The sequence below is a fragment of the Pseudarthrobacter phenanthrenivorans Sphe3 genome, from assembly GCF_000189535.1.
Lineage (GTDB): Bacteria > Actinomycetota > Actinomycetes > Actinomycetales > Micrococcaceae > Arthrobacter > Arthrobacter phenanthrenivorans.
The window spans coordinates 2,413,966-2,436,241 of record NC_015145.1; the positions used below are offsets into that span (position 1 = coordinate 2,413,966).

Here is a 22,276-nt window from a genome sequence, read left to right on the forward strand (position 1 = left end):
ACCCTACGCCTCCGTCTTCCCGAGCAGGATCCGGGCCTCGGCCACCAGCGTGATGGATCCGGTCACCAGGACTCCGCCGGAGAGGTCGTCATTGGCTTCGGCGCGCTCCACCGCCCATTCCAGGGCGTCGTCGAGCTTCTCCGCAATGTGCACGTTGTCCTCGCCGAAGCCGAGCTCAACCGCGAGTTCGGCAAGTTCGGCTGCCGGCACTGCACGCGGGGAGTTGGACTGCGTGAAGCAGAATTCCTCTGCCAGCCCGCCGAGGGATTCCTTGAGCTGGCGGAGGATGTCCTCCGCGTCTTTTTCCTTGAGCACCCCTACCACCGGGACAAGCCGGGTGAAGGTGAAGGCTTCCTGGAGGGCGGCGGCGGAGGCCTTGATGCCGTCGGGGTTGTGCGCGGCGTCAACAATGATGGTCGGCGCGGTCCGCACCACCTCCAGCCGGCCCGGCGACGTCACGCCGGCGAAGCCCTCCTGCAGGACCTCGAAGTCGAGTTCCTTTTCGCCGCCGAAGAAGGCTTCGAGGGCTGCCACGGCGACTGCGGCATTCTGGGCCTGGTGGGCGCCGTGCAGCGGCACCAGCAGCTCCGGGTAGCGGCCGGCGATCCCCTGGATGGTGACCATCTGGCCGCCCACCGCTACGGTCCGGGACTCGACGCCAAATTCCACACCCTCAAACCGGAACGGGACGCCCACGTCCTTGGCTTTCTCGAGCAGGACCTGGGCGGCGTCCAGCGGCTGGGCAGCACTGATGAGGTAACCGCCGGGCTTGATGATGCCGGCTTTCTCGTGGGCGATGTCTTCCGTGGTGTCGCCCAGGAGGTCCGTGTGGTCCAGGGAAATGGGCGTGATGACGGAGACCTGGCCGTCCCCCACGTTGGTGGCGTCGGTGATCCCGCCCAGGCCCACTTCGATGACGGCCACGTTCACCGGCTGGTCAGCGAAGATGGCGAAGCCGAGGATGGTGAGGCACTCGAAGTACGTGAGCCGGGGCTGTCCCTCGGCCTCCAACTCGGAGTCCACAATCTGCAGGTAGGGCCTGATTTCGTCCCAGATGCGGACGAAGGTCTCGTCGGAAACCGGGTGGCCGTCGATGCTGATCCGTTCGGTGACCTTGGTCAGGTGGGGGCTGGTGTAGCGGCCCGTGCTCAGTCCATGCGCGCGCAGGACTGATTCGATCATCCGCGCCGTGGAGGTCTTGCCGTTGGTTCCGGTCACGTGGATGATCGGGAACGCCTTGTTGGGCTCCCCCAGCACGTCCATGGCCCGGAACAGCGGGGCCAGCCGGGGTTCCATCTTGTTTTCCGGTGCCCGGCCCAGCAGTTCTGCGTAGACACTCTCTACCGAGAAATAATCGCTCATGCTCCGGCCTCCACTTTTTCCACGACGACGGCGGGCTCGTCCAGGTGCCCGGGTTCCGCCAGGAGGTCCACGGTCAGGGTCTCGCCCTTGACCAGGCCGGCGTTTGCCAGCAGGGCGTCGACGACGTTCTGCCGGGCGGTCACGGAGGTCCGTATCCGGTCGCTGACGTTGAGTCCGGCGTCCTTGCGTGCCTGCTGGATGGCGCGGACCATGTCCCTCGCCAGGCCTTCCGCTTCCAGTTCGGGCGTGACCTCGGTGTCCAGGACCACGAAGCCGCCGCCGGGCAGGACTGCCACTGCCTTGGTGGAGGCGGCACCGCCGTCGGACTCCGCAACGACGGTTTCCAGGGTGTACTCCTGCGGTTCCAGCTGGAGCCCGCCTGCGGTGACCACACCGTCGTCGTCCACGGACCAGTCACCGGACTTGGAGCCTTTGATGGCCAGCTGGACGTTCTTGCCGAGCCGCGGGCCGGCGGCCCGGGCGTTGACCACCAGTTTCTGCTGGATCCCGAACTCCTCAGGCGATGCCGTCGCAGCATCCAGCAGGCGGACGGAGCGGAGGTTGAGTTCGTCCGCGACGACGCCGGCAAAACCTTCCAGCGCGTCGGCACCCGGTGCCACCACGGTCAGCTCGTGGAGCGGAAGTCGGACACGGAGGTTCGCAGCCTTGCGGAGCGAGGAACCCGTGGAGCAGATCTGCTGGACCTTGTCCATGGCCTGGACCAAGTCCGGATTGGCCGGGAACAGTGCCGCATCCGGCCAGTCGGCCAGGTGCACGGAGCGTCCGCCGGTGAGGCCCCGCCAGATCTCCTCGGACACCAGCGGCAGCAGGGAGGCGGCCGCACGGGCCACCGTTTCCAGCGCCGTGAAGAGCGCGTCGAAGGCGTCCTGGTCCTCGTCGAAGAACCGCTGACGGCTGCGGCGCACGTACCAGTTGGTGAGCATGTCCAGGTAGCTGCGCAGGGCGTCGCAGGCGCCCGAGATGTCGTACTCGTCCAGGCGTTCGGTCATGGTGCTGACAAGTTCGCCGGTGTTCGCCAGCAGGTACTGGTCCAGCGTGTCTGCATAGCCGTCATAGCGGAGCCGCGCGTCGTACCCGGCCCCGCCGTTGGCAGCGTTCGTGTAGAGCGTGAAGAAGCTGTACACGTTCCACAGCGGCAGGATCACCTGGCGGACGCCGTCGCGGATGCCCTGCTCGGTGACCACCAGGTTGCCGCCGCGAAGGATGGGGCTGGACATGAGGAACCAGCGCATGGCGTCGGAGCCGTCGCGGTCCAGGACCTCGGACACGTCCGGGTAATTCCGCAGGCTCTTGGACATCTTCTGCCCGTCGGACCCCAGCACGATGCCGTGGCTGATGACGTTCCGGAACGCCGGCCGGTCGAAGAGCGCCGTGGAAAGGATGTGCAGCATGTAGAACCAGCCGCGGGTCTGGCCGATGTACTCCACGATGAAGTCAGCCGGGTTGTGGGTATCGAACCAGGCTTCATTTTCGAACGGGTAGTGCACCTGGCCGTACGGCATGGAGCCGGAATCGAACCAGACGTCCAGCACGTCCTCCACGCGGCGCATCACGGACTGGCCCTCTTCCGGTGTGCGGGGATCGTCCGGGTTGGGCCTGGTGAGCTCGTCGATGAACGGCCGGTGGAGGTCCACCTGGCCGTCCTTGTTCAGCGGCAGCCGGCCGAAGTCCGCCTCGATCTCGGCGAGGGAGCCGTAGACGTCGGTGCGGGGGTATTCGGGGTCGCTGGACTGCCACACCGGGATGGGGCTGCCCCAGTAGCGGTTGCGGCTGATGGACCAGTCGCGCGCGTTTTCCAGCCATTTGCCGAACTGGCCGTCCTTGACGTTCCCGGGGATCCAGTTGATCTCCTGGTTCAGTTCGGACATCCGGTCCTTGAACTTGGTGACCTCCACGTACCAGGAAGACACGGCGCGGTAGATCAGCGGGTTGCGGCAGCGCCAGCAGTGCGGGTAGCTGTGCTCGTAGCTGGCCTGGCGGACCAGGCGGCCCTGGGCGCGGAGCACCTGCGTGATGGGCTTGTTGGCCTCGAACACCTGCAGGCCCACGATGTCATGCAGGTCGCCGTGCTTGAACAGGGGCAGGAACTTTGCGCCCTCGTCAACGGAAAGGATGACGGGGATGCCGGCTTCCTCGCAGACCTTCTGGTCATCCTCGCCGTAGGCCGGGGCCTGGTGGACGATGCCGGTGCCGTCGGTGGTGGTGACGTAGTCGGCCACCAGGAAGCGCCAGGCGTTCTCCATGCCGTACTTTTCGTTGTCGGCAAAGTCGTGCCACAGCGGCTCGTAGGCAAGCCCCTCCAGCTCGGCACCGGTGTGCGTGGACACCACGGCTGCCTGGGCGGCTTCGAAGTCGTCGTAGCCCAGGTCCTTGGCGTAGTTGCCCACCAGGTCGGCGGCCAGCAGGAAGCTTCCCGTCACGGGTGCCTCCCCGGACGCAGCCTTGATCCCGTTCGGGCCCGCGGGAAGCACGGCGTAGGTGATGGAAGGCCCGACGGCGAGCGCAGCGTTTGTGGGGAGGGTCCAGGGCGTGGTGGTCCAGGCGAGGGCCTGGACGCCGGCGAGCTGCTTCGACAGGTCCGACTCCCCCGCCGTGATGGGGAAGGTGACCGTGACGGTCTGGTCCTGCCGGTTTTTGTAGACGTCGTCGTCCATCCGAAGTTCGTGGTTGGACAGCGGCGTCTCGTCCTTCCAGCAGTACGGAAGCACGCGGTAGCCGTTGTAGGTCAGGCCCTTCTCGTGCAGCTGCTTGAAGGCCCAGAGGACCGACTCCATGTACTCGACATTGAGCGTCTTGTAGTCGTTGTCGAAGTCCACCCAGCGTGCCTGCCGCGTGACGTAGTTCCGCCATTCGTCGGCGTACTTCATCACGGAGGCGCGGCAGGCGTCGTTGAACTTGTCGATGCCCATGGCTTCGATCTGGGTCTTGTCCGTCATGCCCAGCTGCTTCATCGCCTCCAGTTCGGCGGGCAGGCCGTGCGTGTCCCAGCCGAAGCGCCGCTCCACGCGCTTGCCGCGCTGGGTCTGGTAGCGGCCCACCAGGTCCTTGGCGTAGCCGGTGAGCAGGTGGCCGTAGTGCGGAAGCCCGTTTGCGAAGGGCGGGCCGTCGTAGAACACGAACTCGTTGCTGCCCGGCTCGCCGCCGGGCTTGTCCGCGCTGCGCTGGTCGATGCTGGCCTGGAAGGTGCCGTCCTGGTCCCAGTACTTCAGGATGCGCTCTTCGATCTCCGGAAACTTCACGGAGGCGGAAACACCTGCAGTACCGCTGGCAGAGGTGGAGGCTGAGGCTTTGGGGTAATACGTCATGTCGACATCCTGGGTTGAGCGTGGCGAACTGGCGGCTCGCGCCGTTTGTTCCGTTCAGGATGCGAGGACGGGTTGCTGTGTTGTCCGCCGGACTCCACGCTCACCGCGGTACCACCTCACTTACCGTCGCTGTGCGTTCCCGGGGGAACGGCGCCGCGGCGGCCACTCGTTACTGCTGTGACGGGCTTACCCGTCCGGTTCTACTGGCGCGATGCCCCTGCAGGGCGGTCCGCGTGTTCTTCCGGAAGCTCACCGGTGATTGCCGGGTCGTAGCCGACTTCGAGTCTACTATTTCCGTGGCCCGGCCACCAATAATGGAGCCTATGCGGAACTACGACGGCGGCACGCGCCCCGGGAGGCCCCGGCGGCGGGGGCGCTGGTGGCTGTTCGCAGCGGCTCTCCTGGCCGCGCCCGGTGCCGGACTGGTTCTCCTGCGCCTGGTTCCGTGGGACATCGGGACACCCTGGGTACAGCTGCTGTCGGTGTTTCCCGCGAGCCTGGCGGCCACGACGGCGGGACTTGCGTGCGCCGTGGCAGCCCTATGGCTGCATCCCGGCACCCGCAGGGCTTTTTGTGGAGCTTTGGTGGCCGGAGTACTGGCCATCCAGCTCGGCGCGGTGCTGGATCGTGTGCTGCCGCCGGGAGGCACTGCCGCTGCAGCCCGGTCGGCTGCCGCGGCCAGGGCCGGGGCGGCGCCGGGCGGGCAGCAATTGACGGTTATGGCGGTGAATGTCGGCTCCACCGGCATCGCCCCCGACGTTCTCGTTGCAGAAGCCCGGAACCGGAGCGTGGACATCCTGGCGCTGCCGGAGCTGGCTCCCGCCGGACTGGAGGAGCTGGACGCGGCCGGGCTGGGCGAGCTGCTGCCGGCCCGCGCCCTGGACGTGGACTGGGCCGGCACCGGAAGTGCCCTCTTCTCCCGGTTCCCCCTGGACCAGTCGGAACGCGTGCACGGCTCAGTGTTCTACCAGACCCGTGCCGTGGCCACGGTCCCTGCCGCATCCGCACCCGTCCACCTGACGGCAGTCCACGTGGACTCCCCGCGCCCCGGCCACACACCGTTCTGGCGGTCCGAACTGCGGCAGCTGGGCGGGCTGTGGCGGGACGTGCCAGCCGGCCGGCAGGCCATCTTCCTCGGCGACTTCAACGCCAGTGCGGACCACCGCGAGTTCCGTGAACTGCTGGGCACCGGACTTACCGACGCCGCCCAGGCCACCGGCAAGGCCCTTGCCCCCACCTGGCCCGTCAATGCGGCCGTTCCCGCGTTCGTTGCCCTGGACCATGTGCTGGTGAGTCCGGGCATCACGGTCACCGATTTCCAGGTGGTGGCCCTGCCGGGGACGGACCATGCAGCTGTGGTGGCCCGCCTGGTGGTGCCGTAGCCGTTATCCCTTCCGGATGAGCTTGTGGTTGGCGGCCTGGGCAACCGGCCGGACCACGATCCGGTCCAGGTTCACGTGGTGCGGAACGCTCACGGCATATCGCACCACTTCGGCCACGTCGTCCGCCGTCAACGGCTTCTCCACTCCCTGGTAGACCTTGTCGGCGGCCTGCCGGTCACCAAGCCGGTTCAGGGCGAACTCCTCGGTCTGGACCAGCCCGGGTGCCACCTCGATCACCCGGACGTTGTGTTCGGCCTCTTCCAGCCGGAGCGCCCCCGTCAGGGCCTGCTGGGCGGACTTCGCGGCGTTGTAGCCGCCCCCGCCCTCGTAGGGGGCCAGCGCCGCGGTGGAGGTCAGGTTGAGCACCGTGCCTTCCCCGTGGGAGCGCAGCATGGGCAGGAAGGCCCGGATGATTTTCATGGTGCCCAGTACGTTGACGCGGTACATCCACTCCCAGTCGCCCGTGTCCGCTGAACCGATTGGGTCGGCGCCCCGGGCACCACCGGCAATGTTGACCAGCGTGTCGATGCCGCCGGCTTCGGTGACCTGCGCCAGAAGCCGGGACACGTCGTCGTCCTCTGAAATATCCGCAGGAATGCCGACGGCGCCGGTCTCCTTTTCCAGGGCGGCAAGGCGTTCTGCGCGGCGGGCCACGGCAAAGACCTTCCACCCTTCAGCTGCCAGGGCATGGACGGTGGCCTCCCCGATTCCGCTGCTAGCACCGGTCACCAAAGCTGCCTTTTTCTGAAAATCGTCAGTCATGGCACCACCCTAGCGGTGACAGCAGCGCCGCGGCCCCGGACCGTTTCGCCTGATGAACGCGGCCGGGCCGCCTGCCGACGGGCGGGGGAACCGCCGGGACATGAAACAATTGGCAGATGGCTGAAGACAAACAGGGTACAGACACGCCCACCACCACCCCCATCAACGTTCCGGACAAGCCGGCCCTCGAGGGCCTTGAAGCTGCCCTCACGCAGCGGTGGCTCACCGAAGGGACCTACAAGTTCCGCCGGGAGACCACCCGGGACCAGGTCTATTCGATCGACACACCTCCGCCCACCGCCTCCGGATCGCTGCACGTGGGACACATGTTTTCCTACACGCAGACCGACGTGCTGGCCCGCTACCAGCGCATGACCGGCAAGAACGTCTTCTACCCCATGGGCTGGGACGATAACGGCCTGCCCACCGAACGCCGGGTGCAGAACTACTACGGCGTCCGCTGCGACCCCTCCATCCCGTACAACCCCGACTACCAGCCGCCGGCGCAACCCGCCAAGAACCAGCGGGACTTTGACGTGGTCTCCCGCCGCAACTTCATTGAACTGTGTGAAGAACTGGCGGTTGAGGACGAGAAGGTCTTCGAGAACCTCTTCCAGACGCTGGGCCTTTCCGTTGACTGGGAACTGACGTACCGCACCATCGACGACAACTCCCGGGCGGTGTCCCAGCGGGCCTTCCTGGCCAACCTGGCCGCCGGTGACGCCTACATGGCCGAGGCACCCACCCTCTGGGACGTCACGTTCCGGACCGCTGTTGCGCAGGCCGAACTGGAGGACCGCGAGGTTCCGGGGGCGTACTACCGCTACCCGTTCTTCACCGGGGACGGGGAAAAGATCTACATCGAGACCACCCGCCCCGAACTGCTCGCGGCCTGCGCCGCGCTGGTGGCCAATCCCGACGACGAACGGTACCAGCCGCTGTTCGGCAAGAAGGTCACGTCCCCGCTGTTCGGCGTGGAGCTTGAGGTCAAGGCCCACCCGCTCGCCAAAGCGGACAAGGGCTCCGGCATCGCCATGGTGTGTACCTTCGGCGACCTGACCGACGTCACCTGGTGGCGCGAACTGCAGCTGCCCACCCGCGCCATCGTGGGCCGGGACGGCAGGATCATCAGCGAGGCGCCCGAGTGGATCACCACCGACGAGGGCCGCCAGGCCTTTGCCGCCATCGCAGGCAAGACCGTCTTCAGCGCCAAGGAAGAAGTGGTGAAGCTCCTCACCGCAGCAGAGCTGCTGGATGGCGAACCCAAGAAGATCATGCACCCGGTGAACTTCTACGAAAAGGGCGACAAGCCCCTGGAAGTCGTCACGTCACGCCAGTGGTACATCCGCAACGGCGGCCGCGACGAGGACCGCCGGGAACGGCTCATCGCCCGGGGTCACGAAATCGACTTCCACCCCGCCTTCATGCGCTCCCGCTACGAGAACTGGATCGCGGGCCTCAACGGTGACTGGCTGGTCTCCCGCCAGCGCTTCTTCGGCGTGCCCATCCCCGTCTGGTATCCGCTGGACGCCGACGGCAACCCCGACTACGACTCCCCCATCGTCCCCTCGGACGAACAGCTGCCCGTTGACCCGGCGGCTGACGCCGCACCTGGCTACGAGGAAGCGCAGCGCGATGTTCCCGGCGGCTTCACCGGGGACGCCGACATCCTGGACACGTGGGCCACGTCCTCGCTGACTCCGAAAATCGTGGGCGGCTGGAAGCGGGACGAGGACCTCTTTGCCAAGGTGTTCCCGTTCGATGTCCGCCCCCAGGGCCACGACATCATCCGGACCTGGCTCTTCTCCTCCGTGGTCCGCGCCGATGCCCTGGAGAACAGCGCACCGTGGAAGCACGCCGCGATCTCCGGCTGGATCCTGGACCCGGACCGCAAGAAGATGTCCAAGTCCAAGGGCAACGTGGTGGTCCCCACCGACGTGCTGGAGGAATACGGCTCCGACGCCGTCCGCTACTGGGCTGCTTCCGCGAAGCTCGGTGCCGACACCGCCTATGAGATTGCGCAGATGAAGATCGGGCGCCGCCTGGCCATCAAGCTGCTGAACGCCTCGAAGTTCGTGCTGAACCTCGGTGCCACCGAGAACTCTGTGGTTTCGGACGACCTCGCCGTCCTGGCCAATCCCTTGGACCGGGCAGTGCTGGCGCAGCTTTCCGAGGTGGTGGCCCAGTCCACCAGGGCCTTCGAGAACTACGACTACGCCCGGGCACTCCAGATCACCGAAAGCTTCTTCTGGCAGTTCACCGACGACTACGTGGAGCTGATCAAGGACCGGGCGTACGGCGCCGCCGGCGAAGCCGAGCAGGCGTCGGTGCTGGCCGCACTCGCCACCACCCTGGATACCCTGCTGCGGCTCTTCGCGCCGTTCCTGCCCTTCGCCACCGAAGAGGTATGGAGCTGGTGGCGCAAGGGCTCGGTCCACCGGGCAGAGTGGCCGGCCGCGCTTGAGGTACCGGGGGGTGACACCGGCATGCTTGCCACCGTGGGGCTGGCCCTCAGCGGAGTCCGCAAGGCGAAGTCCGAGGCGAAGGTCAAGCAACGCACCGAGGTGCTCTCCGCGACGATCACGGCACCCGAAGAGCTGGCCGCGCAGCTGCAGGCCGGCCTGGCTGACCTGAAGGCAGCGTCGAATGCCCGCGAAATCTCGCTCGTGGTGGGTGAGGGTGAGCTGGCCGTAACCGACGTGGCGCTGGCTCCGACAGAGGAGCCGGCCAAGGCCTAGGGAGGTTCGGGCCCTGTTTCCGGGCAAAGGGGAAGCCCCATCAGCGTTTTGCCGTTGGTGGGGCTTCGACTTTTCGGCCATCCGGTGACGTCTTGATGGTCTGGCAGAATCCTCGGATCTTCAGGTCTTCCTACGTTCGTCACTTGTAGCTTGCATCCTGACTTTGCCGATGGCTGCGTCGGATGCATATCACTGAATCTTTGGTTTCTGCGTCCCCCTTCTTTCGAAGTGGGTAAGAACTATTGTTGTCCCGCCCACCCCCATGCGCAAGAGCCCCGGCAGAACTACAAACGAGTAGTTCTGCCGGGGCTCCTTGCCCTCCCGCCGGGTCCTGCCGGAGGGAGTGGTCCTAGTCGAATTCGGGGCGTTCGGTCCTGCTCCGCTTCAGTTCGAAGAAGTGCGGGTAGGAAGCGATCGCGGTGGTGGCATCCCACAGCCTGCCCGCCTCCTCGCCGCGCGGGATGCGGGTCAGGACAGGGCCGAAGAAGGCTGTCCCGTTGAAGGCCACCACCGGGGTTCCGACGTCCTGGCCCACCAGGGAGATGCCCTCCTCGTGGCTGGCCCGGAGCTGGGGATCATAGGCGTCTGTGGCCGCGGCTCCGGCCAGTGATGCGGGAAGGCCGCATTCAGCAAGTGCTTTGCTGATCACAAGGTCGCGATCCTTTTCGCCTTGCTCATGGATCAACGTGCCCATGGCATCGTAAAGTGCCTTGACCGTGCCCTTGCCATGCTGCTCCTGGGCGGCAACGATCACGCGGACCATGCCCCAGGCGTTATCCATGGATTCGCGGTAGCCGGGTTCAAGGTCGCGGCCTTCGTTGAGGACGGCCAGGCTCATGACGTGCCACTGCGTTTCGATGTCGCGGACGCCTTCCACCTCACCGATCCAGCGCGAGGTGATCCAGGCGAAAGGACACAGCGGATCGAACCAGAAGTCGGCCTTGTTTTTTACGGGCTCAGTCATAGGGAATTCCTTCGCTGGTCTCAGTGGCGCAGGGCAGCCACGACGTGTAAGTGGTGCTGCGGTTAAGGGCGCTGTGCGGGGATCAGGCAGACTTCCGGCGCTTGGTCACATGCGGGATCATGGTGGGCTCAGCGCCCTTCAGGACGACGTCCTCGGTAATGACGACGCTTGCCACGTCTTCGCGGCTGGGGAGATCAAACATCACGGGAAGCAGGACCTCCTCCATGATGGCCCGCAGGCCGCGGGCGCCGGTACCGCGCTCCAACGCCTGGTCGGCGATGGCGTTGAGCGCTGTTTCATCGAACACCAGCTCCACGCCGTCGATCTGGAACATCTTCTGGTACTGCTTCACCAGCGCGTTCTTGGGCGTGGAAAGGATCTGGATCAGGGCGTCGCGGTCCAGGTTGGAGACCGTTGTGATCACGGGGAGCCGACCGATGAATTCCGGGATCAGTCCGAACTTCAGCAAGTCCTCCGGCATGACCTCGCCGTAGGAGTCCACCTTCTTGCTGGCCTCGTTGAGGGGCGCGCCGAAGCCGATGCCCTTCCGTCCTGACCTGGAGCCGATGATTTCCTCCAGGCCGGCGAAGGCGCCCGCCACGATAAACAGCACGTTGGTGGTGTCGATCTGGATGAATTCCTGGTGGGGGTGCTTCCGGCCGCCCTGCGGCGGAACGGACGCCACCGTCCCCTCCAGGATCTTCAGGAGCGCCTGCTGGACGCCCTCGCCCGAGACGTCGCGGGTGATGGAGGGGTTTTCGCTCTTACGGGAGATTTTGTCGATCTCGTCGATGTAGATGATGCCCTGCTCGGCCTTTTTGACGTCGTAGTCGGCGGCCTGGATAAGTTTGAGGAGGATGTTCTCCACATCCTCACCCACATAGCCGGCCTCCGTCAGGGCCGTGGCGTCGGCCACCGCGAACGGCACGTTGAGGCGGCGGGCGAGCGTCTGCGCGAGGTAGGTTTTGCCGCAGCCGGTGGGCCCGATCAGGAGGATGTTCGACTTGGCTATTTCAACGTCGTCGTGGTGGCCGCCGTCGGCCAGGCTGCCGGACTTCGGTGCATGCCCGGCCTGGATCCGCTTGTAGTGGTTGTAGACGGCAACGGCGAGGGAACGCTTGGCCGGCTCCTGGCCGATGACGTACTCCTGCAGGAAATCGAAGATTTCGCGGGGCTTGGGCAGTTCGAAGCTTCCCAGGTCCGCAACTTCCGCCAGCTCTTCTTCGATGATTTCGTTGCAAAGCTCAATGCACTCATCGCAGATGTAGACACCGGGCCCGGCAATGAGCTTGCGCACCTGCTTCTGGCTCTTTCCACAGAAAGAGCACTTCAGCAGATCCGTGCTCTCGCCAATCCGAGCCATATGTGAACCCCTTAGTATCTTGCTGCCAGGCAGCCTTGCACCGTTGCTGGAATCTCCACCAGCCTGCGAGGACCGGTTGTGACAACATCCACTCTAGGTCACATTCGCTTCCGAGGGTGGAAGGAAAAGGCCGGTGGAGCCAAATGATTGGCGCCACCGGCGCTTTACTTTACCGCTACCTGGTGATGGCCTGCGGTTTGATCTTGCGTGAGTCCAGGACCTGGTCGATCAGCCCGTACACCTGGGCTTCCTCTGCGGTCAGGATCTTGTCGCGCTCGATGTCGTTGTTGACCTGCTCCGACGTCCGTCCGGAGTGGTGGGCCAGCGTGTCCTCAAGCCAGGAACGCATGCGCATCACCTCGGCAGCCTGGATCTCCAGGTCCGAGGCCTGTCCGCCCTGGCCGCCGGACAGCGCGGGCTGGTGGATCAGGACACGGGCGTTGGGCAGCGCCAGGCGCTTGCCGGGCGTTCCGGCTGCTAGCAGCACCGCGGCGGCACTGGCAGCCTGGCCCAGGCAAACGGTCTGGATCTCGGGCCGGATGTACTGCATGGTGTCGTAGATCGCCGTCATGGCGGTGAAGGATCCGCCGGGCGAGTTGATGTACAGGGTGATGTCACGGTCCGGGTCCGTGGATTCCAGGACCAGCAGCTGGGCCATGATGTCGTCAGCCGAGGCATCGTCCACCTGCACACCGAGGAAGATGATGCGGTCCTCGAAAAGCTTGGTGTACGGGTCCTGGCGCTTGAAGCCGTAGGGCGTGCGCTCCTCAAACTGGGGCAGGACGTAGCGGCTGGACGGAAGATTACCGGCAGACCACCCGAAGTTGTAGTTCATGTTCTTTGCTCCTGATCTGAGTGTTCTTGGTGCCGGGTTAGTTCTGGGAAGCTGACTCGCCGGACGAACCGTTGGAGGTTCCGCCGCCGCCGGCGACCGAGCCGGCGTGGGCCGCGATCTTGTCGAAGAAGCCGTACTCGAGGGCTTCGGTTGCCGTGAACCACTTGTCACGGTCGTTGTCCTTGAGGATGGTTTCCACGGTCTGGCCGGTCTGCTCTGCAGTGAGTTCAGCCATGACCTTCTTCATGTGCAGGATGAGCTCGGCCTGGATCTTGATGTCGGAGGCCGTGCCGCCGATGCCGCCCGAGGGCTGGTGCATCAGGACGCGGGCGTTGGGGGTGGCGTACCGCTTGCCCTTGGTGCCGGAGGACAGCAGGAACTGGCCCATGGAGGCCGCCAGGCCCGTGGCCACGGTCACGACGTCGTTCGGGATGAACTGCATGGTGTCGTAGATGGCCATGCCGGCCGTCACGGAGCCGCCCGGTGAGTTGATGTAGAGGTAGATGTCCTTGTCCGGGTTCTCCGCGGACAGGAGGAGGAGCTGTGAGCAGATGGCGTTGGCGTTGTCGTCACGCACCTCGGAGCCCAACCAGATGATGCGCTCTTTCAGGAGCCGGTTGTAGATGTAGTTGTCCTGGGCTGCAGGATCGACAGTCGCCATCCGGGGGGACTCTGGGTGCTGTGACATGTGTACTTACCTCTCGCTGGTGACGGTGACATCACTGAAAATCACTACTTGGACACTAACCGGTTTCACAGGCGTTTTGTTCGTGCACCGAGGGCTGTTCGCTGACGGCGCACGATCGGCGGGCCCTGGCCTGCGGCAGCACCGAGCAAACGCAAACGGCCCCCGGATCAGTGATCCAGGGGCCGTCGGCAGCGCGGTTCGGGCCTAGGCCTTGGCCTCTGCCTTGTCTTCCTCAACTGCGGCGGTCTCTGCTTCATCAGCCGCCGGGGCTTCTGCCTCGGGAGCCTCGGCCGCGGGGGCTTCCTCTTCGCCGCCGGGACGCACGAAGTCGGACAGGTCGACGGCGTTGCCCTCGGTGTCGGTGACCTCTGCCTGGCCCAGCACGACGGCCAGTGCCTTACGGCGGCGGACCTCGGAGACCATCATGGGAACCTGGCCGCTCTGGTCGATGATCTGGGCGAACTGGTTGGGGTCCATGCCGTACTGGCTGGCGGTGGTGACGATGTAGTCGATCAGCTCGTTCTGGCTGACGTTGACTTCTTCCTTTTCGGCTATGGCGTCGAGGATGATCTCGTTCTGGAAGGCACGCGCGGTGTTGGCGCGCACCTCTTCACGGTGCTCCTCGGTGTCGTGCTCGCCTTCGCCGTGGCCGTTGCCCTCCTTGAAGTGGGCTTCGAGCTGCTCTTCGACGACCGAATCCGGCACGGGAACCTCGACGAGCTCAACGAGCTTGTCCAGGACCTTGTCGCGGGCTTCAACGCCCTGCTCCACGATCTTGGAATCGGCGGCCTGCTTGGCCAGGTCTTCGCGCAGTTCGGCAAGGGTGTCGAACTCGGAGGCGAGCTGGGCGAAGTCGTCGTTCGCCTCAGGGAGTTCGCGCTCCTTGACGGCCTTCACGACCACCTTGACCTGGGCGGCTTCACCGGCGTGGTCGCCACCCACCAGGGTGGTGTCGAAGATGGCGTCCTCGTCGGCGCTGAGGCCGGTGACGGCCTCGTCCATGCCTTCGAGCATGGTGCCTGCGCCCACCTGGTAGGACAGGCCGGCGGCGGAGTCAACCTCTTCGCCGTCAATGGTGGCGGTGATGTCGATGGTGAGGAAGTCACCATCGGCGGCGGGACGGTCAACGGACTTGAGCGTGCCGAAGCGGCCGCGCAGTTCGTCCAGGGCCTTGTCCACGTCTTCGTCGGAGGACTGGGCCGCAGCGACCTCAACCTTGATGCCGGAGTAGTCCGGGAGTTCAATTTCGGGGCGGACGTCAACCTCGGCGGCGAACTTCAGGCCGCCGTCCGTTGCGGAGGGGTCCGGGACCTCGGTGATCTCAACCTCGGGACGGCTCAGGGGACGGATGCCGGATTCCTGCACGGCGGCCTGGTACCAGCCGTTGAGGCCTTCGTTGATGGCCGTCTCCAGGACGTAACCGCGGCCGACGCGCTGGTCGATGAGCTTGGCGGGTACCTTGCCCTTACGGAACCCAGGGACCTGGATCTGCGAAGCAACAGTCTTGTAAGCCGAGTCGATGCTGGGCTTCAGTTCCTCAAAGGGAACCTCAACGTTGAGCTTGACCCGCGTGGGGGTGAGGTTCTCGACAGCGCTCTTCACGGTCTAAGTACTCCTGGGATTGTGGGATGGGTTTCTGCAAACGCAATGTTTTGTCCAGGCCGTGTGGTCCGGGCCGCAGAGTCGGGGTGACAGGATTTGAACCTGCGACTTCCTGCTCCCAAAGCAGGCGCTCTAGCCAAGCTGAGCTACACCCCGTTAGTGCACAGGCAAGTCTACGGTGATACGCGCCGTGTTTGCACATTTGACACGTAGGCCATGGATTAGGTTTAGTTGTATCCGGCTTGGACAGCCAGCCCGAAGTTGCCGGCCTGCTAACATTGCAGATGCAGCTTCTTTCGGGGACGTAGCTTAATGGTAAAGCCTCAGTCTTCCAAACTGATTACGCGGGTTCGATTCCCGTCGTCCCCTCCACTGGACAAATATCCGCCCAACAAAAAAGCCCTTCAGATGAAGGGCTTTTTTCGTGTTAAGACTGCTGGCAGGACGGGCACCAGTAAAGTTTGCGCCCCACCAGTTCTGACATCAATACCGTGGTGCGGCAAACCCGGCAGGGCAGCCCGTCCCGTTTATACACAAAGTGCGCGTTGTCCCTGGCTGGGTAGGTTTCCGACTTGGGCAGCGCCGCAGCCCGTGCAGCCCCCGCCCGGCCCGCTGCTTTGCCGTGATCCGACCAATACTTGGGCGGCGTCGTAATGATCCGGCCGTCGGACACGCCGTCGTTCATGACGGACACGACGTCGCGCCACAGCCTGCGTGCCGCGGGCTCAGGAACGTCACTGCCCGGCAACCAGGGGTCCAGGCGGCGCCGGAACAGGACCTCGGCGCGGTAGACGTTGCCCACACCGGCGATGATCTTCTGGTCCATCAGGAGCGCCGCCAGCGGAGCCTTGCGGCCCTGCAGGTTTGCGGCGAAGCGCCCGGCGTCGCCCCGCAGGTTCCGGAGCGGGTCCGGACCCAGCCGGGCAAGGACGGCGTCAGCTTCGGCAGCGGTGATGGTTTCGCAGGTGGTTGCGCCCCGCAGGTCAGCCCAGCCGTTGCTGGCGGCAAGCCTGACCCGCACAGCCCCCACGGGTGCGGGCGGACCCGCGTAGCCGGCATCACCCCCGCCGTCCGCGTCGTCGTCGGCCGCCGCTGCGAAAGTCTCCTGCTCCCCTATCCGCCGCGGCGCACCAATGCTCGAGGAGCCGGTAAAGGTGCTGTCGCCGCCGAAGCTCCAGGCGCCGTAGAGGCCCAGGTGGACGTGCAGCACCAGGGCGTTGTCGAAGTGCAGGAAAAGGTGTTTTCCGTGTGCGTCGGCGGCCGTCATTCTGTGCCCGTCCAGGAGGGCGGCGCCCGCACTGAACCGTCCCTGCGGGCTGGACACACTGAGCCGCCGTCCGCCGAACACGTCCCCGAACTGCCGTGCCAGCCGGCGGACGGAATGCCCTTCAGGCACTACTCGATGACCTCGCCGGTGGTTTCATAGGCGGCAATCTTGCCGATCCGGCGAACGTGGCGTTCGTCGTTGCTGAACGGCTCCGTCAGGAAGGCTTCGATCAGTTCGGTGGCTTCCTCGACCGTGTGCTGGCGGCCGCCCACGGCAACGACGTTCGCGTCATTGTGCTCCCTCGCCAGTTTGGCAGTGGAAAGGTTCCAGGCCAGGGCAGCCCTGACACCCTTGACCTTGTTGGCGGCAATCTGCTCGCCGTTGCCCGAGCCGCCCAGCACGATGCCCAGGGCGTGCACCCCGGCCTGCTGGTCCGCCACCACGGCAAGGGCTGCGTTGATGCAGAAGGACGGGTAGTCATCCTGGGCGTCGTAGACCTTGGGTCCGTGGTCCACCACCTCGTATCCCTTGCCGGTCAGGTGCGATACCAGGTGGGCGCTGAGTTCCATGCCCGCGTGGTCGGTGGCGATGTGGACGCGCGGGAAGCCGGGGGAAGAAGTCACGAGCAGAATCCGTTCGGTCGGTGGCGCCGGCCGCAGGCTCGCGCGGCGCTGGCCAGGGTCAGGACAACACCGTCAAGAATACTAGGACTGCGGCTGGCCGGGTGCTGGCGCGGGCCCGCCGCCCCGCCGCGCACGCGCCGCCACGCGGGTCAGCACTTCAGCCAGCCTGGCCGCCGAGGCCGGACTGCCGCCGCTTACGGCGAGGCGCTGCCCGTCGGTCTTGTTGACGACGACGGCGGGCCCGCTGCTGACGAGCATGGCTGCAGTTCCGTCGTGGTGCCGATAGCCCCACCCGCCATAGTCGGCGGCCTTGACGTCGGCTGCGGTGGCCCCGGAGATGGCGCCGGCGGGCACGTTCATCACCGGCACGATGCCGGCAAGCAGGACTTTCAGGCCGCGGCGGTCCGCCTTGATCCTGGCGCACAGGAACGCCGCGCCCACGAGCGCGAGGAGCACCAGGAGCGCACCGAGCCACGGCACGGCAACCGCAATGAGTGCCGAGGGAAACAGCGATGCGATGGCGATCATGATGAAGACGGAACTGCGGGCGTGGACCCAGAGCCGGATGTTGTCCCGGGCCAGGTCCGGGTCCGCATCCCTGGCGATAGCCAACTGGAGTGCCCGGTCATCGTCCGGCGACCACTGCTGGTCGGCTTTGAAGACGAAAGCCATCACCACCCCCAGCGACACTGCCGCGCCGCTGCCGAGCGCCAGGACCGTCATGTCCACCCGGGACTCCCGGGCGTCCGCGAGTCCGGCCTGGCCTACCAGGCCGGCAGCCAGCACGCTGGTGACGAACAGGGCAAGGAAAAGCCCTGCGCCCATCATGATCCGGCGCATCAGCACAGGCCGGGAGATGGGCAGTGCCTGCGAGAGCACCAGCCAGCCGGAAAGCACGATCATCGCGGCCCCCACGCCCACGTAGGCGCCGAAGGGCGCGAAGGCCGCGCCGCCGTCGTCCGTCCACCGGATGGCGAGCGGCTCGGGAAGGTCCGGGCGGAGCAGGAAAGCACACACTACGAAGGCGCCCGCCAGCACCACCGGGTAGCCTGCGGCAAAGCGCAGGGCCCTGGTGTCCACCGATTCCATGAACTTGCCCATAATGTAACGCTACTCCTGCCGCGCGCGTCCCTTCCTACCTCCATTCGTACCCACTGTGAGCCGCGCTACTTGTCCCGGGGTGAAGGAATGCAAGAATGAGCAGTGCCGCCGCTGGGCATCGCCAGCCGGCAGACGAATCTTTCTGGAGGCCCCACTTTGCCAGGCATGAACCTGACGCGTGCAGAAGCCCGCGAGCGCGCCGAACTGATCACGGTCGAGTCCTACGACGTCAGCCTGGACCTGACTCGCGGCGGGGAGGTCTTCGGCAGCACCACCACGGTGAAGTTCAGCGCGAAGGCCGGATCCTCCACCTTCATCGATGCCGTCACCCGGGCCGTCCACAGCGTTACCCTGAACGGCCGGAGCCTCGATCCGGCCACCGTGGCGGACGGCGTGCGGATCCAGCTGCCCGGGCTTGAAGAGCACAACGAACTGACCGTGGTGGCCGACGCCCCGTACATGAATACCGGTGAGGGCCTGCACCGCTTCGTGGACCCGGTGGACAACGAGGTCTACCTCTACACGCAGTTCGAGGTCCCCGATTCGCGCCGGATGTTCGCCGTGTTCGAACAGCCCGACCTGAAAGCGGCCTTCGCCTTTACGGTGACCGCGCCCTCGCACTGGGACGTCATCTCCAACTCCCCCACCCCTCCGCCGGTGGCAGCCGCGCCAGGGGACGACGGCGGTGCCCGCTCCGTGTGGTCCTTCTCCCCCACGCCGCGGCTGTCCTCTTACGTGACGGCGCTGATCGCGGGCCCGTACCAGTCCGTGCGCAGCGAGGTCACCAGCTCCGACGGCCGGGTCATCCCGCTCGGCGTCTTTGCCCGCAAGTCCCTGATGCAGTACCTGGACGCCGACAACATTTTCGAGCTGACCCGGCAAGGGTTCGGGTTCTTCGAAGCACAGTTCGGCTGCCCGTACCCGTTCGAGAAATACGACCAGCTGTTCGTGCCGGAATTCAACGCCGGCGCCATGGAAAACGCGGGCGCCGTGACCATCCTGGAAGGCTATGTTTTCCGCAGCAAGGTCCCGGACGCACAGGTGGAGCGCCGCGCCATCACCGTCCTCCACGAACTGGCGCATATGTGGTTCGGGGACCTGGTGACCATGCGCTGGTGGAACGATCTGTGGCTGAACGAGTCCTTCGCGGAGTACATGTCCCACCTCGCGGCGGTGGAGGCCACCTCCTTCACCAGCGCCTGGACAACCTTCGCCTCGGTGGAGAAGTCCTGGGCCTACCGCCAGGACCAGCTGCCCACCACGCACCCGATTTTCGCGGACATCAATGACCTCCAGGATGTGGAGGTCAACTTCGACGGCATCACCTACGCGAAGGGCGCCTCCGTCCTGCGCCAGCTGGTGGCATGGGTGGGTCCGGAGCAGTTCATGGCCGGCGTGCGCGAGTACTTTGCCAAGCATTCCTGGCAGAACACCGAGCTCAACGACCTGCTGGTGGAGCTGGAGAAAGCCAGCGGCCGCGACCTGGACATCTGGGGACGGCAGTGGTTGGAGACCGCGGGGGTCAATGCGCTGAAACCGGAGCTGGAGGTGGACGCGGACGGCCGGCTGGCGTCCTTCGCCATCCTGCAGTCCGCCGTCGAGGAATGGCCCACCATCCGCCCGCACCGGCTGGCCGTGGGCTTCTACAACCTCAACGGCGCGGGCAAGCTCGAGCGGGTGCACCGCGAGGAACTGGACGTTGACGGGGAGCGCACCGAGGTTCCCGGGCTGGTGGGCCTGGCCCGGCCGGACCTGGTCCTGGTCAATGACGACGACCTTGCCTACGCCAAGGTCCGGCTTGACGAAAAGTCCCTGGCGACGGCCACCGCCCACCTGAAGGACTTCAGCCAGAGCCTGCCGCGGACACTCGTATGGAATTCCGCCTGGGACGCTGCCCGCGACGGCGAGACCCCGGCACGGCGGTACGTGGAGCTGATCCTGGCCAACGTGGCCGCGGAATCCGATTCGTCGGTGATCCTGGTCCAGCTGCGCCAGCTGGCAACCACCCTGAACTTCTACGTGGCCGAGGAGCACCGCGAGCAGACGGCCGTGGCTGCCGCGGACCGGCTGTGGGAACTGGCATCGGATGTCCCCGGAGGTTCCGACGCCCAGCTGCAGTTCGTGAAGTCCTTCGCGCTGCTGGCGCGCAGCGGATCGCAGCTGGACCGGGTGGCCGGACTGCTGGATGGTTCGCTGACGCTGGAGGGACTGGCCGTGGACCAGGACCTGCGCTGGGAACTGGTGGCCTCGCTGGTGGCCGGCGGGCGCCTCGGCCAGGCGGAAATCGACGCGGAACTCCAGCGGGACAACACCTCCAGCGGGCAGAATGCTGCAGCGCTGGCGAAGGCTGCCATTCCCACCCCGGAGGCAAAGGCCGCCGCATGGGAAGCCATCGTGGTCAAGGGGGAACTGTCCAATGCCCTGCAAGGTTCGGCGGTCACCGGCTTCATGCGCGTGCTGGACCGGACGCTCATCGAGCCCTACGCCGAAAAGTACTTCCAGGCCGTGCCGGGAATTGTTGAAACCCGCACCCACGCACTCGCCCAGCAGATCGTCGTCGGCCTTTACCCTGCGCTGCTGACCACGCAGGCCACCATCGACCGGACGGACGGTTTCCTGGCCTCGCTGCCGCCTCAAAGTGCCGCACTGCGGCGCATGATGCTGGAAAACCGCGACGGCGTTGCCCGTGCTCTGCGCGCCCGCGCGGCTGACGTGCTTCCCGGCGACGCCCGGCAGGCGCTGTGAGCCTGCATGAGCACCACTACGCGCTGGCCGTGCAGTGGACCGGCAACCTTGGCGAGGGAACAGCGTCCTACCGCGGTTACTCGAGGGACCACGACATCCTCATACCGGGGCTGCCGGTCCTTCAGGGCTCGGCGGACCCCACGTTCCACGGTGACAAGGAACGTTATAACCCGGAGCAGCTCCTCCTCGCTGCCCTGGCACAGTGCCACATGCTGTCGTTCCTGCACGTGGCGGTGAAGCACGGCGTGGTGGTCACGGACTACCACGACGAAGCCACCGGCCTGATGAAGCTGAACCGGGACGGCAGCGGCCAGTTCGAGCGGGTGACGCTGCACCCGCACGTGACGGTGGCGGACCAAAGCCACGTGGAATTGGCTGCCCAGCTGCACCACGAGGCGAACCAGGTGTGCTTCATTGCCCGCAGTGTGAACTTCCCGGTGGAGCATGAACCGGAAACAGTGGTGGCCTAGGCTGCCAGCCTGCTGACCAGCCGCGCCTCGGTTTCCGGCGCCAGGCCGGCCTTCCGGGGCCGGTCCAGTCCGCGCCGGCGTTCGTCGGCCAGCGTGTCCGCGAGGGTCTCCTGCCATGGCCTGAGCCTCAGGCCGGCCTCAAGTGCCGCCTTATTGCTCCGTGCCATGAAGCCCCCATGTCCCGGCGGAAGCCACAGCGGCAGGGAGTCCGGCCCTGCCCAGTAGCCGATGCCTTGGTCCGCCAGCCAGTCCTCTGCTGCCGTGAGCAGTGGGCCGTGATGGCCCGCAGCCTGCCGGGAAGCGTCAATGTACTCTGCGAAGGGCACCTGGTCCCCGAGCGCGTTGAACGCACCGGTGGTTCCCTGCCTTGCCGCCAGCAGGATCCAGGCGGCCAGGTCGCGGACATCGATGACCTGCGTCGGGTTGCTGCCGATGGCGGGCACGATCACCGGCTGGTTGTCCCGGGCGAACCGCGCGGGCCAGTATCCGTAGCGGTCGGTTCCGTCGCCGGGACCGCTGATCAGCCCGGCCCGGCAAAGGTGGGCTTTGTGGCCCGCCGCCAGGCGGGTGGCCGCCTCAATGGCCGCCTTCGACTCGCCATAGTTCTCCGGGGTTGACGGAGTGCCGGGAGCCAACGCGGGCAGGAGCGCCGTGTCCTCCGCCGCGCCGGGCCTTGAAGCATCGGCGTAGACCGAGCAACTGGAGACGAAGGTCCAATGGGCAGCCCTGCCAGCGAGGACACCCAGGGCTTGGGACGCCGGCACGGGGTCGCGGGCAACGTCAATTACTTCATCCCATTCCCCCACAGCACCGGCATAGGCATCCGTACCGGCAGAACGGTCCGCCCTCAGCCAGGTGGTGCCAGGCGGCGGAGCGCCAGCCGAACCGCGGGCAAGGCAGGTGACGCGATGCCCTGCCTCCACCGCCTGGCGGGCTATTTCTGCGGACAGGAAGGCGGTTCCGCCGAGGACGAGGATGCGCATGTTCAGACGCTACGGCGATAGTGTTGAAGGAGAAAAGAGCCGTCCGCGCCGGGCGTAACCCGGTG

General features: G+C 66.0%; 16 protein-coding genes and 2 tRNA genes. 5 read left to right on the forward strand and 13 right to left on the reverse strand.

Going from position 1 to position 22,276, the window contains the following annotated elements; all coding sequences use genetic code 11:
• Positions 1-3: 3 nt before the first annotated feature.
• Positions 4-1,362, reverse strand: coding sequence for a bifunctional folylpolyglutamate synthase/dihydrofolate synthase (locus ASPHE3_RS11215; RefSeq protein WP_013601330.1), 1,359 nt, complete (start codon positions 1,360-1,362; stop codon positions 4-6).
• On the reverse strand, positions 1,359-4,688 hold the full coding sequence (gene ileS / locus ASPHE3_RS11220) for an isoleucine--tRNA ligase (protein WP_013601331.1): 3,330 nt from the start codon (positions 4,686-4,688) through the stop codon (positions 1,359-1,361). Before ileS ends, ASPHE3_RS11215 begins: the two co-directional genes overlap by 4 nt.
• Positions 4,689-5,011: 323 nt before the next feature.
• Here ileS and ASPHE3_RS21230 point away from each other — a divergent pair, with 323 nt between their 5' ends.
• On the forward strand, positions 5,012-6,070 hold the full coding sequence (locus tag ASPHE3_RS21230) for an endonuclease/exonuclease/phosphatase family protein (protein WP_013601332.1): 1,059 nt from the start codon (positions 5,012-5,014) through the stop codon (positions 6,068-6,070).
• A gap of 3 nt (positions 6,071-6,073) precedes the next feature.
• On the opposite strand, the gene ASPHE3_RS11230 is transcribed toward ASPHE3_RS21230, so the two are convergent.
• Positions 6,074-6,832 (reverse strand): SDR family oxidoreductase, encoded by a 759-nt coding sequence (locus ASPHE3_RS11230; protein WP_041652111.1) that lies wholly within the window; start codon positions 6,830-6,832, stop codon positions 6,074-6,076.
• 116 nt (positions 6,833-6,948) lie between these two features.
• Between ASPHE3_RS11230 and valS the strand changes: the two genes are divergently transcribed.
• Positions 6,949-9,570, forward strand: a complete 2,622-nt coding sequence (valS, locus tag ASPHE3_RS11235; RefSeq protein ID WP_013601334.1) for a valine--tRNA ligase — start codon at positions 6,949-6,951, stop codon at positions 9,568-9,570.
• A 349-nt stretch (positions 9,571-9,919) separates the two neighbouring features.
• Here the strand turns inward: valS and ASPHE3_RS11240 are convergent, their stop codons facing one another.
• The 6 genes from ASPHE3_RS11240 to ASPHE3_RS11265 form a co-directional block, all read right to left on the reverse strand.
• The gene (locus tag ASPHE3_RS11240; RefSeq protein ID WP_013601335.1) at positions 9,920-10,534 is read right to left on the reverse strand and encodes a mycothiol-dependent nitroreductase Rv2466c family protein; all 615 of its coding nucleotides are present in this window, start codon (positions 10,532-10,534) and stop codon (positions 9,920-9,922) included.
• 82 nt (positions 10,535-10,616) lie between these two features.
• Positions 10,617-11,897 (reverse strand): ATP-dependent Clp protease ATP-binding subunit ClpX, encoded by a 1,281-nt coding sequence (gene clpX / locus ASPHE3_RS11245; RefSeq protein WP_013601336.1) that lies wholly within the window; start codon positions 11,895-11,897, stop codon positions 10,617-10,619.
• Between the two features lie 175 nt (positions 11,898-12,072).
• Complete coding sequence (locus ASPHE3_RS11250) at positions 12,073-12,732, reverse strand: ATP-dependent Clp protease proteolytic subunit (RefSeq protein WP_013601337.1); 660 nt, start codon at positions 12,730-12,732, stop codon at positions 12,073-12,075.
• A 37-nt stretch (positions 12,733-12,769) separates the two neighbouring features.
• A complete protein-coding gene (locus ASPHE3_RS11255) occupies positions 12,770-13,393 on the reverse strand; it encodes an ATP-dependent Clp protease proteolytic subunit (RefSeq protein ID WP_013601338.1) in 624 nt (207 codons plus the stop codon).
• Positions 13,394-13,624: 231 nt separating this feature from the next.
• Positions 13,625-15,022 carry a trigger factor gene (tig, locus tag ASPHE3_RS11260; protein ID WP_013601339.1) on the reverse strand — a complete coding sequence of 466 codons (1,398 nt, stop codon included), beginning with the start codon at positions 15,020-15,022 and terminating at the stop codon, positions 13,625-13,627.
• 81 nt (positions 15,023-15,103) lie between these two features.
• A tRNA-Pro gene (locus ASPHE3_RS11265) sits at positions 15,104-15,178 on the reverse strand.
• 142 nt (positions 15,179-15,320) lie between these two features.
• Between ASPHE3_RS11265 and ASPHE3_RS11270 the strand changes: the two genes are divergently transcribed.
• Positions 15,321-15,394: transfer RNA gene (locus ASPHE3_RS11270), tRNA-Gly, on the forward strand.
• A gap of 55 nt (positions 15,395-15,449) precedes the next feature.
• Here ASPHE3_RS11270 and ASPHE3_RS11275 read toward each other — a convergent pair.
• The 3 genes from ASPHE3_RS11275 to ASPHE3_RS11285 all read right to left on the reverse strand — a co-directional run bounded on the left by ASPHE3_RS11275 (position 15,450) and on the right by ASPHE3_RS11285 (position 18,013).
• Positions 15,450-16,418 (reverse strand): Fpg/Nei family DNA glycosylase, encoded by a 969-nt coding sequence (locus tag ASPHE3_RS11275; RefSeq protein ID WP_013601340.1) that lies wholly within the window; start codon positions 16,416-16,418, stop codon positions 15,450-15,452.
• Positions 16,418-16,912: a ribose-5-phosphate isomerase gene (locus tag ASPHE3_RS11280; RefSeq protein ID WP_013601341.1), complete on the reverse strand. Its 495-nt coding sequence runs from the start codon at positions 16,910-16,912 to the stop codon at positions 16,418-16,420. The genes ASPHE3_RS11275 and ASPHE3_RS11280 overlap by 1 nt, the downstream gene beginning before the upstream one ends.
• Before the next feature lie 81 nt (positions 16,913-16,993).
• On the reverse strand, positions 16,994-18,013 hold the full coding sequence (locus ASPHE3_RS11285; protein WP_013601342.1) for a hypothetical protein: 1,020 nt from the start codon (positions 18,011-18,013) through the stop codon (positions 16,994-16,996).
• A 165-nt stretch (positions 18,014-18,178) separates the two neighbouring features.
• Here ASPHE3_RS11285 and pepN point away from each other — a divergent pair, with 165 nt between their 5' ends.
• A complete protein-coding gene (pepN, locus tag ASPHE3_RS11290) occupies positions 18,179-20,758 on the forward strand; it encodes an aminopeptidase N (RefSeq protein ID WP_013601343.1) in 2,580 nt (859 codons plus the stop codon).
• Positions 20,755-21,228 (forward strand): OsmC family protein, encoded by a 474-nt coding sequence (locus tag ASPHE3_RS11295; RefSeq protein WP_013601344.1) that lies wholly within the window; start codon positions 20,755-20,757, stop codon positions 21,226-21,228. The genes pepN and ASPHE3_RS11295 overlap by 4 nt, the downstream gene beginning before the upstream one ends.
• On the opposite strand, the gene ASPHE3_RS11300 is transcribed toward ASPHE3_RS11295, so the two are convergent.
• Entirely contained in the window at positions 21,225-22,211 is a 987-nt protein-coding gene (locus tag ASPHE3_RS11300; protein WP_013601345.1) for an NAD-dependent epimerase/dehydratase family protein, read from the reverse strand. The two genes, ASPHE3_RS11295 and ASPHE3_RS11300, sit on opposite strands and share 4 nt — an antisense overlap.
• Between the last annotated feature and the right edge of the window lie 65 nt (positions 22,212-22,276).

Coding starts and splice junctions, on each gene's coding strand:
- ileS (WP_013601331.1), bottom strand. CDS start 4,688: ATGACGTATTACCCCAAAGCCTCAGCCTCCACCTCTGCCAGCGGTACT.
- ASPHE3_RS11285 (WP_013601342.1), bottom strand. CDS start 18,013: ATGGGCAAGTTCATGGAATCGGTGGACACCAGGGCCCTGCGCTTTGCC.
- clpX (WP_013601336.1), bottom strand. CDS start 11,897: ATGGCTCGGATTGGCGAGAGCACGGATCTGCTGAAGTGCTCTTTCTGT.
- ASPHE3_RS11300 (WP_013601345.1), bottom strand. CDS start 22,211: ATGCGCATCCTCGTCCTCGGCGGAACCGCCTTCCTGTCCGCAGAAATA.
- ASPHE3_RS21230 (WP_013601332.1), top strand. CDS start 5,012: ATGCGGAACTACGACGGCGGCACGCGCCCCGGGAGGCCCCGGCGGCGG.
- ASPHE3_RS11250 (WP_013601337.1), bottom strand. CDS start 12,732: ATGAACTACAACTTCGGGTGGTCTGCCGGTAATCTTCCGTCCAGCCGC.
- ASPHE3_RS11230 (WP_041652111.1), bottom strand. CDS start 6,832: ATGACTGACGATTTTCAGAAAAAGGCAGCTTTGGTGACCGGTGCTAGC.
- ASPHE3_RS11240 (WP_013601335.1), bottom strand. CDS start 10,534: ATGACTGAGCCCGTAAAAAACAAGGCCGACTTCTGGTTCGATCCGCTG.
- valS (WP_013601334.1), top strand. CDS start 6,949: ATGGCTGAAGACAAACAGGGTACAGACACGCCCACCACCACCCCCATC.
- pepN (WP_013601343.1), top strand. CDS start 18,179: ATGAACCTGACGCGTGCAGAAGCCCGCGAGCGCGCCGAACTGATCACG.
- ASPHE3_RS11255 (WP_013601338.1), bottom strand. CDS start 13,393: ATGGCGACTGTCGATCCTGCAGCCCAGGACAACTACATCTACAACCGG.
- ASPHE3_RS11215 (WP_013601330.1), bottom strand. CDS start 1,362: ATGAGCGATTATTTCTCGGTAGAGAGTGTCTACGCAGAACTGCTGGGC.